The organism is Leifsonia shinshuensis (assembly GCF_013410375.1).
GTDB lineage: Bacteria > Actinomycetota > Actinomycetes > Actinomycetales > Microbacteriaceae > Leifsonia > Leifsonia shinshuensis.
Genome location: NZ_JACCFL010000001.1, coordinates 3,400,017 through 3,414,076 on the forward strand (window position 1 = coordinate 3,400,017; position 14,060 = coordinate 3,414,076).

Below are 14,060 nucleotides of genomic sequence, written 5' to 3' on the forward strand. Positions count from 1 at the left end.
GAACCTCTCGGCTCAGCGCTTCTTGGCCTGCGCCCGCCGCTCCGCGCGGTTGACGGGAGCCTCCCCGTCCTCCACGCGCTGGCCGAATGCGCCGCGCTGCGTCGCGCCCTGCGCGGGCGGAGCCGCCTGCGCGGGGGCGGCCTGGCGCTGCTGTCGCTGGGCGCGGTCCGTGGCGGCCTTCTCGAGCTGGCCGCGCTGGTTGCGCACCTCGACCTCGCCCTGCTCACCGGGAGCGGAGTAGCTGAGGCGGGCGTCGGACTCGCCGCGGCCGAGGCCCTTGGCGGCCACCGCGGGGGCGACCTCGTCGGGAGCCTCGTTGACCTCCACCTCGAGGTTGAAGAGGAAGCCGACGGTCTCCTCGCGGATCGCGCCCATCATCTGCTGGAACATGGCGTAGCCCTCGCGCTGGTACTCGACCAGCGGGTCGCGCTGGGCCATCGCCCGCAGGCCGATGCCGTCCTTGAGGTAGTCCATCTCGTAGAGGTGGTCGCGCCAGCGGCGGTCGATGACCGACAGCACCACGCGGCGCTCCAGCTCGCGCATCGCCGGGGAGCCGATCGACTCCTCGCGCTTCTGGTACGCGATCTTGGCGTCGGACATGATCTCGCGGCGCATGAAGTCGCGGTTGATGCGACCCTTATTGCCCGCCTCCGAGATGACCTCGTCGATGGAGACCCCGACCGGGTAGAGCGTCTTGAGCTCGGCCCAGAGCGCGTCGAAGTCCCAGTCGTCTCCGCTGCCCTCGCCGGTGTGCTGGTCGAGGATGTCATCGATCACGTCGGTGAGGAACTTCTGCACGCGCTCGTGCAGGTCGTCACCCTCCAGGATGTGCCGGCGGTCGCTGTAGATCGCCTCGCGCTGACGGTTGAGCACGTCGTCGTACTTGAGGACGTTCTTGCGGATCTCGGCGTTGCGCGCCTCCACCTGCGACTGGGCGCTGCGGATGGCGCGGCTGACCACCTTGGACTCGATCGCCATGTCGTCGGGGACGCTCGTGCGACCCATCAGGCTCTCCGCGGCGCCGGCGTTGAAGAGGCGCATCAGGTCGTCGGTGAGCGACAGGTAGAACCGGCTCTCGCCCGGGTCGCCCTGGCGGCCGGAACGACCGCGGAGCTGGTTGTCGATACGGCGCGACTCGTGGCGCTCGGTGCCGAGCACGTAGAGGCCGCCGGCCTCGATGACCTTCTCGGCCTCCTCGGCGACCTTGGCCTTGACCTCGTTGAAGACGCCCTCCCAGGCCTCTTCGTACTCGTCCGGGGTCTCGACCGGCGAGAGCCCGCGCGCATTCATCTCGGCAACCGCGATGAACTCGGCGTTGCCGCCGAGCATGATGTCGGTTCCACGGCCGGCCATGTTGGTGGCGACCGTGACCGAGCCGAGGCGTCCCGCCTGGGCGACGATCGCGGCCTCGCGGGCGTGGTTCTTGGCGTTCAGGACCTCGTGGCGGACGCCCTTCTTCGCGAGCAGGCGCGAGAGGTACTCGCTCTTCTCGACGCTCGTGGTTCCGACCAGGACCGGCTGGCCCTTCTCGTGCCGCTTGGCGATGTCCTCCACGACCTGGTCGAACTTGGCCTTCTCGTTCTTGTAGACCAGGTCCGGCTGGTCCTTGCGCTGCATCGGCTTGTTCGTCGGGATCGGGACGACGCCGAGCTTGTAGGTGCTCATGAACTCGGCCGCCTCGGTCTCGGCGGTGCCGGTCATGCCGGACAGCTTCTTGTAGAGGCGGAAGTAGTTCTGCAGGGTGACCGTGGCGAGGGTCTGGTTCTCGGCCTTGACCTCGACGCCCTCCTTGGCCTCGATCGCCTGGTGGATGCCCTCGTTGTAGCGGCGGCCGACCAGGATGCGGCCGGTGTGCTCGTCGACGATGAGCACCTCGCCGTTCATCACGACGTAGTCCTTGTCGCGCTTGAACAGGGCGTTGGCCTTGATCGCGTTGTTGAGGAACGAGATGAGCGGCGTGTTCGCCGACTCGTACAGGTTGTCGATGCCGAGGTAGTCCTCGACCTTCTCGATGCCGGGCTCCAGCACGCCGACGGTGCGCTTCTTCTCGTCCACCTCGTAGTCGACGTCGGGCGTCAGACGGGTGGCGAGGCTGGCGAACTCGTTGAACCAGCGGTTGGCCTCGCCCGAGGACGGCCCGGAGATGATGAGCGGGGTGCGCGCCTCGTCGATGAGGATCGAGTCCACCTCGTCGACGATCGCGAAGTAGTGGCCGCGCTGGACCATGTCGCTCGCCTGCCACGCCATGTTGTCGCGCAGGTAGTCGAAGCCGAACTCGTTGTTCGTGCCGTAGGTGATGTCGGCGGCGTACATCTCGCGCCGCTCCTCCGGGGTCTGGCCGGAGAGGATGACGCCGGTCGTCATGCCGAGGGCGCGGAAGACGCGGCCCATCAGCTCCGACTGGTAGCTCGCCAGGTAGTCGTTGACCGTGATGACGTGCACGCCGCGGCTGGCGATCGCGTTGAGGTAGGCCGCGGTGGTCGCCACCAGCGTCTTGCCCTCACCGGTCTTCATCTCGGCGATGTTGCCCAGGTGGAGGGCCGCTCCGCCCATGATCTGCACGTCGAAGTGACGCATGCCGAGCGTCCGCTTGGACGCCTCGCGCACGGCGGCGAACGCCTCGGGGAGGAGGTCGTCCAGCGACTCGCCGTTGCTGTAGCGCTCGCGGAGCTCGACGGTCTCGTGCATGAGTTCGTCGTCGGTCAGCTCGCTGAAGTCGTCCTCGAGGGCGTTGACCGCCTTCGCGTACGCCTCCAGGCGCCGGAGGGTGCGTCCCTCGCCGACGCGGAGAACCTTTTCAAGAACTGAGGCCACTGATGCACTCCATTTTGCTCGGTCGGGCCGATGATGCCCGCGCCCCGGCGGGCGCACGCCGCACGGCACACTCCGCCGACGTTAGAGAACATCGTACTTGGTCCTCCCCTGAGCACGTCCCGTGGTCCCTGGGAGGGCGCTGTAAGACCGGTGAACGGGATGTCGTCGGTCAAGGGGCGGGTTGCACAGCGCGTCAGCGCCGCGGTCGCACGCCCCCCTTCGTGCCAAACTCGCTGGATGAGTCGATCACGTCCGGACCCGCATGCCGCAGCCGCTGCCGAGCATGTCCGAAGAAGCGAGCAGAACCTGCACAATGTAGCCGAGAAGATTGCAGCATTTCGCAGATTATCCGCCGACGAACAGCGCCAGATCCTCGCAGAACTCGACGCCCGCGCAGAGCGGAGACAAGCGGGCGCCTTTTCCATGGCGACATCGACCCTCATGACCGTTGCTGCGACGTTCGTGACCGTCTTCGCGGCTGTCTACGTCGCGCTGCTCAACGGTTTCTTCACTTCGGTAGCACCACTGATCGACCCACAGACGGGCTTGGTCCGTGGCGATGAACCGCGCGACACAATGAATGCACTGAGCACCCTGCAGTTCGAGGTGCTGATCATCGCGGGGATTCTGGTCTGCTTGGCACTGGCAACGTCGCTTTATGCGCGTGACACGGATCGCCGACGAGCACTCTGCATCACCTGGGCGCGACTATATCGAGAAGCTCTTGAAGGTGCCGACAACAACCCGAAGAAGGTGCGATGGTTCATGTCCCAGCGGAGCGGCGCACAGCTCAAAGAGTGACCACACTCATTTCCGCGCAGAGGAACGCCGATGGCGCGCGCCGCCCGGGCGCACGCCATCGGCGCGTCTGACCTAGCCGAGCTTGCGGCTGGCGGTCGCGACCTCCTGCAGCTCCTCGGCGTCGTCGTCGAGGGCGATCACTCCGTAGTCCCAGCCCTTGCGCCGGTAGACGACGCTCGGCCGCTTGGTCTCCTGGTCCACGAACAGGTAGAAGTCGTGGCCCACGAGCTCCATGTAGTAGAGGGCGTCGTCGACGGTCATCGGGATGCTCGCGAAGACCTTCTGGCGGATGACGACGGGGCTGTACTCCTCCTCCGTCTCGCCCGCCTCCTCGGCCTCGTCCGTGACGGCGGGGACGCTGCCCGTCCGCACCTGGTCGAGCACGGAGACGGGGGCCGCCGCGAGCCCGACCGCGCTGAAGCCGTCCGTGCTCGCCTCGCGCAGCGATGTCGGCCGATGCTGGCCGCGATGCACCTTGCGCCTGTCCTTGGCCCTCCGCACGCGTTCGAGAAGCTTCCCGAGCGCGATGTCGAACGCAGCGTACTTGTCGGTTCCGGTCGCTTCCGACCTGACCACTGCTCGCGGTCCGACCAGGGTCAGCTCGACCCGGTCGTCTCCGTTCTGGGATCCGAGCTTCTCGTTGTGCCGGCTGACCTTGATCTCGAAGGAGATGGCCCGCTCGGCGAGATGCGCGACCTTGTCGGCCTTCTCGGTCGCGTATTCACGGAAGCGATCAGTGATTCCCAGGTTGCGTCCGACGATGTTGATGTCCATGGAGACCTCCCTGATCCGGCGTGACGTCCGCCCGGATCACGAAGGGCGGATCGCTCGCGCCTTTTCGACTACCGTAGTGCTCCCCCGCACGTAACGGAACCGTGATCGACGGGTGAATTCCAGGATTCGACTGGACGTCCGCTGAATGCGGCTACGCGGACCTGGTCACCGCCGGCGAAGCGGCGTACGCGCGATCGTCGCGGCGCCCGCAACCGACCCGCCGGCCGCGGTGATCGCCCGGGCGGCCTCCGCGATCGTGGCCCCGCTCGTCACGATGTCGTCGACGATCACGCAGCGCCGTCCGCGCAGCCGGCGGGACGCCACCATGCTGCCCGCCCGGTTGCCCGCCCGCGCCGCGCTCCCGAGCCCCGCCTGGTCGGCGGTCTGCCGGGTGAGCCGCAGCGCGCGCCAGAGCGGAGGCGGCAGCACCCGGGTGCGGGCGAGCACCGCGCCGGTCGGATGGTAGCCGCGCTTCCGCCAGGCCGCGCGGGTCGACGGGATCAGGACGGGGACGCTCGGGACGCCGTGTCCCGGTGGTCCGCCGTCATGCGCCGCGGCGAGCGCGGGCCGCAGCGAGCGCGCCAGGGCGCGGGTCGTGTCCACCCGCCCGGCGTCCTTGTACGCCAGCAGCACGGCTCTCGGGACATCCGCGTAGTCGAGGGACGACCACACGGTCACGCCCTGCACGGTCCGGCTGCGGAGGTCCTGCGTCAGGGCCCTGGTGCAGTCGGCGCAGAGCGAGCGGTCGGGGGCGGAGCATCCCGCGCAGCTCACCGGGAGCAGCACGGCCGCCGCGTCGAGGACGGCGTCGCGCAGCAGCGGGAGCGGAGAGGGACGGGAGCGCGTGTCGGAGATCGTCATGACCCCAGCCTGGCCGCGGCAGCGCGCCCTCCGGCCGGTCCGAGCGGATCCGTGGAGAACCGATCGGCAGAGCCCTGCTGTGGAGGAGCGGGCCGCGCGGAGAACCGGCCTCAGGGCTGCCCGAGCTGCACCGCGACGGCGCCGACCTTGTCGGTCTGGGTCTGCCAGCCGCTGCCCGTCGGCGCCTGCAGAGTGCCGTCGCCGGCGAGCACGAGGTACCGCGACAGCCCGCCTGCGCCCACGATCGTCCGGCCGGCCGACGGGCCGGCTGTGGTGGACGAGGTGCCGCCGATGGTCTGCTCGTTGATCCCTGTGGCGTCGCCGCTGGTGGCGCTGAGCACGACCACCGTGAGCTCGCCCGTCCAGGCGATGGAAGTCGGGCTGCCGTCGCCGACCGTCAGCTCGATAGGCGCCGTGATGGAGGTCGGCAGGCCGTCCGCGCCGCGCACCACCCCGGCCGCGACCACGGCGTAGCCGCTCCCCGTCCGGAGCACCGCGACCACCCGCGTCCCGTCGCGCGAGACGGCGAGCGCGACGATCCCGACCGCGCCCGGCCAGTCCACCTTGACGGCGTGCGGCTGGCCGTTGGCTCCGGCAACCTGGATCGCGTTCGGGGCCGTCGACGGCACGCTCCACAGCCAGCCCTGGTTGTCCAGCGCGGGAGCGATCAAGCCCGGGCGCAGGTCGACGTGCACCGGGTCGCCGGACTTGCGGACGAGCACCGCCACGCCGTGCGAGAGCACCGCCACCTCGTCGCGGGCCGCGTTCACGGTCGCGGCGGACGGCTGGAGGGCGACCACCTTGTCACTGAGCCCGCTCAGCGGCGTGATGGTCGACCCGTTGAGGAGCCCGAACGACTCGCCGCGGTAGACGATGGCGTGCGAGTCCACCGGCGGATCCTGCAAGGGCACCGCGTTGTCCGGCAGCTGCGCGATCTGCTGGGTGTTGCCCTCGATCGACAGCTGGACGGAGGACGCCAGCGAGCCGAGGCTCTGCTCCAGCTGCAACTGCATCCGCTGGAGCTGCAGCTGATCGGCCTGGCCCGCCTCCGAGCTCAGGTCGACGTGCGCGACGCCGTTCGACGTGGTGACCGACGGCACGGCCAGCTGCGTGCCCTGCGGGAAGGCGCTGGTCACGGCGCCGTTCAGCCACTTGGCCGGGCCGGCCAGCACGGCGCTCGCCACGCGGGTGGCGGCGGCCGCGACCCGGGCGGGGAACCAGCGGGCGTCCGGCACCAGGTAGGAGTAGTCCGCGTTGTAGAAGTAGAGCGTCTGCTGGCTGTAGACGGCGCGGAAGGTCGGGTCGTCGATGACGACACCGTCGGGGGCCACGGCGATGCGCCACTGGCCGTTCTCCTTGGTGAGCTGATAGCTGAGTCCGACGGGCGCGTTGCTCGACACCGGGTGGTACGCGCCGACGCTGTCCACATTGGCGACGGGGTTGACGTCCACCGACCACTGGTTGCCCGTGTGGTCGAAGGTGCGGCTGCGGCCGTCGTCCACCGTGACCGATTCGTCCGGGTTCCAGGACGCCCCCATCGACCGGGTGAGGTACTCCCGGGCGATGGCGAAGTTGTTCTTCGGACTGGACGCGGCGTCGATGAAGCCCTGGACGATCCGCTGCGGGGTCGCGCCGTTCTCGGGCGGCGACGGGTTGAAGTCGAGGTCGAGCTGGTCGTTGACCTGGGCCACGGGGCCGCCCTGGCGCACCGGCCCGGCGTCCGGGATGCTCGCGCACGCCGCCAGCGCCAGCGCGAGGACCGCGGCGATCGCCGCTCCGAGGCCGCGCACCGTCCGCGGCCTCATGCGCGGGCCTCGCTTCCCGGCAGGGGGGCGTCGTCGACGGCGGTGTCGTAGGCCGGCGTGTCGTCCACTTCGGCGTCGCCGGCCGGGCCGGCGTCGGCCGCCGCCGGCTCGCGCCGCCCCGGCTTCGTCCCCGCGTCCAGGGGAGGCAGCGGCAGCGGGGAGGCGATGATCCCCTTGCCCGTGAACCGCGGCAGGGTCAGCCGGAAGCACGACCCCTCCCCCGGCATCGACCAGACCTGGAGCCAGCCCGAGTGCAGCGTGGCGTCCTCCAGGGAGATGGCGAGGCCGAGCCCGGTGCCGCCGAGCGTGCGCTTGCGGGACGGGTCGGCGCGCCAGAACCGGTCGAAGACGTGGTTGACGTCCTGCTGGCTCATGCCGATCCCGTAGTCGCGGACGGTCAGCGCGACGGCCGTCTCGTTGCTGTCCACGGTGACCACCACCGGCGCGCCCTCGCCGTGCTCGATCGCGTTGCCGATGAGGTTGCGCACGACGCGGCGGATGCGGCGCGGGTCCATGCCCACATCGAAGTAGCCGCCGGGGGCCTCCAGCCGCAGCTCCGAGCCGTTCTGCTCGGCGAGGGTGCGGAGCTCGTCGACGACCTCCTCGCCCAGCCGGACGAGGTTGGTGGGCTCCGGGTCGAGCGCCACGGAGCCGGCGTCGTAGCGGCTGATCTCGAGCAGGTCGGAGAGCAGCCGGTCGAAGCGCTCGATCTGGGTGTGCAGCAGCTCGGCCGTGCGCGAGGTCGCCGGCGGGAAGGAGCCGCGCTGGTCGTAGATGACGTCGCCCGCGAGCCGGATGGTCGTCAGCGGCGTCCGCAGCTCGTGCGACACGTCCGACACGAAGCGCTGCTGGAGCTGCGAGAGCGTCGCGAGCTGGTTGATCTGGCTCTGCATGCTGTCCGCCATCCCGTTGAACGAGCGGGCGAGCGACGCGAAGACATCCTCGCCCTTCTCGGGGATGCGCACCGCGAGGTCGCCGGCGGCCAGCCGCTCACTGGTGCGGGCGGCGACGCGGATCGGCTCGACCACGAAGCGCACGATCAGCCAGGTGATCGCGCCGATCAGCACGATCAGCGCAAGTCCGGCCAGGAGGAGAGTGTTCTGCACGAACAGCAGCGTGTTCTCCGAGTCGCGCAGGTTGTAGCCGATGTACAGCTCGTAGTGGCCGTACATCGGCAGGGTGAGCTGGGTGCCGACCACGATGCCGGGGTCGGTGGAGTCCGTTCCGGCGGGGAGCGCGACCGACTGGTAGAACTGCTTGGTCCCGCCGTTCTCGACGGCCGTGCGCAGCTGCTGCGAGATGACCGGGTTGAGCGCGGGGCTGCCGCGGTCCGGCGGAGCGAGGACGCTGGTGTCCTGCCCGGGCACGCGGTAGGCGGCGATCAGCCGGCTGGAGGTCGACGCCTGCACCGCCTGCAGGGTGGAGTTGAGCAGGTTCTTCCCGCTGTCGCCCGAGGAGATGTCCGACGCGTTCAGCGTCGACTGGGCGGCCGTCGTCGCCCGGCTGGAGTCGCGCAGCGCCTGGTCGAGCCGCGACTGGTAGAGGTCGTTGCTGATGCTGAGCGCCATGTAGACGCCGGTGACGAGGATCGCGACGCCGGTCAGGAGCAGCGTGATCGCGACGGTGCGCAGCTGCAGCGAGCGTCTCCAGAGGCGCGCCAGGTCGGAGGGCAGCTGCCGCCACCACTCCCTGTCCGGCCACCGGAAGCGCATCGCGGCCTCCCGGTCAGGTCGCCGCGCCGGCGCGGTAGCCCACCCCGCGCACGGTCATCACGATCTTGGGGTTGTCCGGGTCCTGCTCCACCTTGGCGCGCAGGCGCTGGACGTGCACGTTCACCAGCCGGGTGTCCGCCTTGTAGTGGTAGCCCCAGACCTGCTCCAGCAACATCTCCCGGGTGAACACCTGCTGCGGCTTGGAGGCCAGCGCGAGCAGGAGGTCGAACTCCAGCGGCGTGAGCGCGATGCGGGAGTCGCCGCGGCGCACCTCGTGGCCGGCGACGTCGACGACGAGGTCGCCGACTCGCAGCTGCTCGGCGGGCGGGCTGGTCGGTGCGGGCCGCAGCCGGGTGCGGATGCGCGCCACCAGCTCCTTCGGGTTGAAGGGCTTGACCATGTAGTCGTCGGCGCCGGACTCCAGGCCCTTGACGACGTCGGCGGTGTCGGACTTGGCGGTGAGCATGATGACGGGGGTGCCGGACTCGGCGCGGATGCGACCGCAGACCTCGATCCCGTCGAGGCCGGGCAGCATCAGGTCGAGCAGGACGAGGTCGGGCTTGGCCGCGCGGAAGATGTCGAGCGCCTGGGCGCCGTCTTCGCAGAACACGGGGTCGAATCCCTCGGTGCGGAGCACGATGCCGATCATCTCGGCGAGGGCGGTGTCGTCGTCGACCACCAGGATGCGACTAGTCATGTCCGAAGAATCCCCTGAACCCCTCTCGGGCGGCGCGCGCCGCAGCTGTAACGGGACAAGCGTAGTCGCTGAGGCTGCACGAGCCTTGTATGCCCGCCCGATGCGCGCTGTGGGCACGTCGAGACTGTGGAGGAACGGGTCGTCCGCGTGCCCTGTGGGCGGGGCATCGCCGCAGCGTCGGATGTGCCAGCATGGGAGCACCGCATCAGACGGGGGATGAGAGGCACGGCGTGAGCGACGACCAGAGCTGGCGGGCACCGGAGGCGTCCGAGGGCGCAGGGGCGGGCGACGCGGCGCCCGGAGTGCCTGCGCCGGACGGGTCGACGCCCTCCGCTCCGCCGCCCGCGGCTCCCGCCGCGGCTCCCGCGGTTCCGCAGTACGGCGAGTACGCGCCGGGGTACGGGCAGCAGCAGGGGTATCCGCAGCAACCCGGCTATCCGCAGCAGCCGCCGTACGGGCAGCAGGGCTATCCGCAGCCCGGCTACCCGCAGCAGGGCTACCCGCAGCAGGGGTACCAGCAGCCCGGCTGGCAGTACGACTACTCGCAGGGCTGGCAGCAGCAGGGCTGGCAGCAGCCCTACGGGTCCGCCGGCGCGCAGCCGGGCTGGGCCCCGCCGCCCAAGCCGGGCTTGATCCCGCTGCGTCCGCTGTCGTTCGGCACACTGATCGGCGCGCCCTTCCAGGCTCTGCGCCGCAACCCCAAGATCACCGTCGGGGCCGCGCTCCTCCTCCAGGGCGTCCCGACGATCCTGGTCACGGCCCTCCTCTACGGCGGCTTCTTCCTCCTCTTCTCCCGCATCCAGAACGCGAGCGCCGCGGACCGCGACACCATCACGGCGGGCGCCGTAGGCGGCAGCATCGTCCTCGGCGTGCTCGTCGTCGTCATCTCCGGCATCTTCAGCGCGCTGCTGCAGGGCATCGTCGTCTCCGAGGTGTCCCGCGAGACCCTCGGCGAGAAGCTGACCTTCCGCGCGCTCTGGCAGCTCTTCCGCACGCGCTTCGGCGCGCTGGTCGGCTGGACGTTCCTCTGGTCCCTGTTCTGGCTCGTCGCCCTCGCGCTCGTGGTCGCGATCATCGTCGCCCTCGCGATGCTGGGCGGCACGGCCGGGGTCATCGGCGCCGTCCTCGTCGGCCTCGGCGGGAGCATCGGCCTGGTGGTCGTCTTCGTCTGGCTCTACACCAAGCTCTCGATCGTGCCGAGCGCCCTGGTCATCGAGCGGCTGCCGTTCCGCGCCGCGATCTCGCGCTCCTGGCGGCTCACGACCGGCTACTTCTGGCGCACCTTCGGCGTGATCATCCTGCTCTGGCTGATCATCTACGCCGTGACCCAGGTGATCGCGTTCCCGTTCGCGCTCCTCGGCGGCATGCTCGGGGGCGTGTTCGCGCCGACGTCGCTGAGCACGCCCGATCAGAGCTCGTTCGCACAGATCTTCGTCAGTCAGCTGGGCGTCAACCTGATCTCGTCCGTCGTCACGGCGATCGTCGGCGCGATCGGCAGCGTCGTCCAGTCCGCCGCGCTCGGCCTGATCTACATCGACCTGCGGATGCGCAAGGAGGGGCTCGACCTCGAGCTCGTGCGGTTCGTCGAGGCCAGGCAGACCGGCCAGGACCTCCCCGACCCGTACACGCAGCCGGCGCCGACAGCGACCTGGCCGGGCGCCTGAGCGTGCGCTTCGACGTCCCGGTCGACCCGAGCTCGCCGCAGGCTCAGGACTGGATCCGCAACGAGCTCGCCAAGCCCGAGTACCAGGCGGCCAAGCCGACCTGGTTCGACATCGCCTCCAAGGCGGTGCAGGACTGGCTCGCCTCGCTGCTCAACGGGCCGACCGGGAGCGCGGGCCCCGTCCTCCTGGTGGTGGTCGTGCTGATCGCCGCCGCGCTCATCGTCGTCGCGTTCGTCGTCTTCGGGCGCCCGCGGGTCAACCGACGCGCCGCGTCCGCCCCGCGCGCGCTGTTCGGCGCGGGCGACGCCCGTTCCGCGGACGAGCTGCGGCGCTCGGCGGCCGACGCCGCCCGCGCGGAGGACTGGCCGCTGGCGATCGAGGAGCAGTTCCGCGCGATCGCGGTCTCGCTGGACGAGCGCACCCTCGTGGAGGTGCGGCCCGGCACCACCGCGACCGAGTTCGCGTCGCAGGCCTCGCGCGCGGCGCCCGCGAAGGCGGCCGCGCTCCGCCAGGCCGCCCGGACCTTCGACGAGGTCCGTTACCTCGACCGGCCCGGCTCCGAGGCCGGCTACCGGCAGCTCCTCGACCTCGACGGGCAGCTGCAGCGCGTCCGGCCGGACCAGGAGGCCGTTGTCGCATGACAGGGACCTTCGCACCGCACACAGACCGGCCGGCCGAGCCGGACGTCGCCCCCGCGGTCTCCCCCACCGTGCGGCGCACGGCCCGGCGGGCGGTCCCGTGGATCGTCCTCGCCGCGATCGCGGTGCTCGTCGCCCTCTCCGGCCTCCTGCTGAACGGCGGCGGCGCCGTCGTGGGCGACCCGCTGAGCTCGACCAACCCGGGCCCGGCCGGCGGCCGGGCGATCGCGCAGGTCCTCGGCCAGCACGGCGTGACCGTCCGCACGGCGGGCACGCTGGACGAGGTGCGCTCGGCGGCGGGCGACGACACCACGGTGCTCGTCTTCGACCCGCAGGGCAACCTGGACCGGCAGGGGTACGAACAGCTCAGCTCGATCGCGAGCACCATCGTCCTGGTCGAGCCGGACTTCGCGGCGCTGCAGGCCCTCGCTCCCGGCGTGCACGCCGCGGGCGCCACCGACTCCACCGCGACGGCCGGCTGCGACCTGCCGGCCGCCCGGCGCGCCGGGAGCATCGACCCGCGGCCGACCGCCGACACCGACGGCGCGAGTTCACCGGGCAGCTTCCGGGCGACCGGCGACGCCACCGCGTGCTTCGAGTCCTCCGGCGGCCGCGCGGCCCTGGTGAGCACGACGCACGAGGGCCGCAACGTCCACCTGCTCGGCTCGGCCAGCGTTCTGATGAACGACGGCGTGGAGCGGCTGGGCAACGCCGCGCTGGGCCTCGGCCTGCTCGGCGATCACCGCACGCTGGTCTGGTACCTTCCCGGCCTCCTCGACCGGCCGGTCACCGGAGCGCCCGACCTCGCGTCGCTCACCCCGGGATGGGTGACCCCCGTCGTGATCCTGCTGACGCTGGTGTTCCTCGCCGCGGCGATCTGGCGCGGCAGGCGGTTCGGCCCGCTCGTGGTCGAGCACCTCCCCGTGGTCGTGCGCGCGGGCGAGACGCGCGAGGGCCGCGCCCGCCTCTATCAGCGCTCGTCCGCGCGGCTCCGCGCCGCCGACGCGCTGCGGATCGGGGCGATCGGCCGCCTCGCCGGGCTGGTCGGCCTCCCCCGCGTCGCCACCACCGAGGAGGTCGCCGACGCCGTCGCGGCGATCACCGGCCGCGACCGCCCCGGCATCCTGTTCCTGCTCCTCGAGCAGCATCCGCGCAGCGACCGGGAGCTCATCGCGCTCTCCGACGGGCTCGCCGAACTCGAACGCGCGACGGCCGACGCCGCCTCGCCGCACACCCCGCGAACGACCGGAAGAATGGAACAATGACCGACCTCACGACCGGATCCCCCTCCGTCACGGCAGCGCAGGGCGCCGCGGCGGCGCCGTCCTCCGCCGGCTCCACCGACCTCCGGCACGCGCTGGCGCGGGTGCGCGCGGAGGTCGGCAAGGCCGTCGTCGGCCAGGAGGGCGCCGTCACCGGGCTGATCATCGCGCTCCTCGCCCGCGGCCACGTCCTCCTGGAGGGCGTGCCCGGCGTCGCGAAGACGCTGCTGGTGCGCTCGCTCAGCCAGGCCCTCAGCCTCTCGACGACCCGCATCCAGTTCACGCCCGACCTGATGCCGGGCGACGTGACCGGCTCGCTCGTGTACGACGCGCAGACCGGCGGCTTCGTGTTCCGCGAGGGTCCCGTCTTCACGAACATCCTGCTCGCCGACGAGATCAACCGGACGCCGCCGAAGACGCAGTCGGCGCTCCTGGAAGCGATGGAGGAGCGCCAGGTCAGCGTCGACGGCGTGAGCCGCCGCCTCCCCGATCCCTTCATCGTGGCGGCCACCCAGAACCCGATCGAGTACGAGGGCACGTACACGCTCCCCGAGGCGCAGCTCGACCGCTTCCTGCTCAAGCTCACCCTGGACGTGCCGGAGCGCGACGCCGAGGTGGAGGTGCTGCGCAGGCACGCGGGCGGCTTCGACCCGCGCGACCTCGCCGGCGCGGGAGTCACGCCCGTGCTCGACGCCCGCCAGCTGGAGGCCGCGCGCGCCGCGGCGGCCGCGGTGGGCGCGAACCCCGACGTGCTGGCCTACATCGTCGACCTGGCGCGCGCCACCCGGCGCAGCCCGTCCGTGCGCCTCGGTGTGAGCCCGCGCGGCACGACCGCCCTGCTCGCGGCCGCCAAGGCGTGGGCGTGGCTCTCCGGCTACGACTCGATCACCCCGGACCACGTCCAGGCGATGCTCGTGCCGGTCTGGCGGCACCGGATCCAGCTGCGGCCGGAGGCGGAGCTGGAGGGCGTGGGCGCCGACGCCGTGCTGCGCTCGATCGTCCAGCAGGTCCAGGTCCCGATCTAGGCCCGCA

The 14,060-nt window shown here is 71.2% G+C and carries 11 protein-coding genes; 5 read left to right on the plus strand and 6 right to left on the minus strand.

Translation table 11 applies throughout. From position 1 onward, the window contains the following. Positions 1-12: 12 nt before the first annotated feature. Entirely contained in the window at positions 13-2,814 is a 2,802-nt protein-coding gene (gene secA, locus HNR13_RS16540; RefSeq protein WP_179607551.1) for a preprotein translocase subunit SecA, read from the minus strand. A gap of 237 nt (positions 2,815-3,051) precedes the next feature. Here secA and HNR13_RS16545 point away from each other — a divergent pair, with 237 nt between their 5' ends. Beyond that, positions 3,052-3,615: a hypothetical protein gene (locus HNR13_RS16545; RefSeq protein ID WP_179607553.1), complete on the plus strand. Its 564-nt coding sequence runs from the start codon at positions 3,052-3,054 to the stop codon at positions 3,613-3,615. A gap of 72 nt (positions 3,616-3,687) precedes the next feature. On the opposite strand, the gene hpf is transcribed toward HNR13_RS16545, so the two are convergent. The 5 genes from hpf to mtrA form a co-directional block, all read right to left on the minus strand. Continuing rightward, entirely contained in the window at positions 3,688-4,389 is a 702-nt protein-coding gene (hpf, locus tag HNR13_RS16550; protein ID WP_179607555.1) for a ribosome hibernation-promoting factor, HPF/YfiA family, read from the minus strand. 165 nt (positions 4,390-4,554) lie between these two features. After that, the gene (locus HNR13_RS16555) at positions 4,555-5,250 is read right to left on the minus strand and encodes a ComF family protein (RefSeq protein ID WP_179607557.1); all 696 of its coding nucleotides are present in this window, start codon (positions 5,248-5,250) and stop codon (positions 4,555-4,557) included. A gap of 110 nt (positions 5,251-5,360) precedes the next feature. After that, entirely contained in the window at positions 5,361-7,055 is a 1,695-nt protein-coding gene (locus tag HNR13_RS16560; RefSeq protein ID WP_179607558.1) for an LpqB family beta-propeller domain-containing protein, read from the minus strand. Next, on the minus strand, positions 7,052-8,767 hold the full coding sequence (mtrB, locus tag HNR13_RS16565; protein ID WP_179607560.1) for an MtrAB system histidine kinase MtrB: 1,716 nt from the start codon (positions 8,765-8,767) through the stop codon (positions 7,052-7,054). The genes HNR13_RS16560 and mtrB overlap by 4 nt, the downstream gene beginning before the upstream one ends. 13 nt (positions 8,768-8,780) lie before the next feature. Continuing rightward, a complete protein-coding gene (mtrA, locus tag HNR13_RS16570; protein ID WP_179607562.1) occupies positions 8,781-9,464 on the minus strand; it encodes an MtrAB system response regulator MtrA in 684 nt (227 codons plus the stop codon). Between the two features lie 230 nt (positions 9,465-9,694). Between mtrA and HNR13_RS16575 the strand changes: the two genes are divergently transcribed. The 4 genes from HNR13_RS16575 to HNR13_RS16590 are packed head-to-tail and all read left to right on the plus strand — an operon-like array spanning position 9,695 to position 14,053. Further along, the gene (locus HNR13_RS16575) at positions 9,695-11,128 is read left to right on the plus strand and encodes a DUF7847 domain-containing protein (protein ID WP_179607564.1); all 1,434 of its coding nucleotides are present in this window, start codon (positions 9,695-9,697) and stop codon (positions 11,126-11,128) included. A gap of 2 nt (positions 11,129-11,130) precedes the next feature. Continuing rightward, positions 11,131-11,769 (plus strand): DUF4129 domain-containing protein, encoded by a 639-nt coding sequence (locus HNR13_RS16580; protein WP_343063590.1) that lies wholly within the window; start codon positions 11,131-11,133, stop codon positions 11,767-11,769. Next, a complete protein-coding gene (locus HNR13_RS16585) occupies positions 11,766-13,031 on the plus strand; it encodes a DUF4350 domain-containing protein (protein ID WP_179607566.1) in 1,266 nt (421 codons plus the stop codon). The genes HNR13_RS16580 and HNR13_RS16585 overlap by 4 nt, the downstream gene beginning before the upstream one ends. After that, positions 13,028-14,053: an AAA family ATPase gene (locus HNR13_RS16590; RefSeq protein ID WP_179607568.1), complete on the plus strand. Its 1,026-nt coding sequence runs from the start codon at positions 13,028-13,030 to the stop codon at positions 14,051-14,053. Before HNR13_RS16585 ends, HNR13_RS16590 begins: the two co-directional genes overlap by 4 nt. Positions 14,054-14,060: the final 7 nt, after the last annotated feature.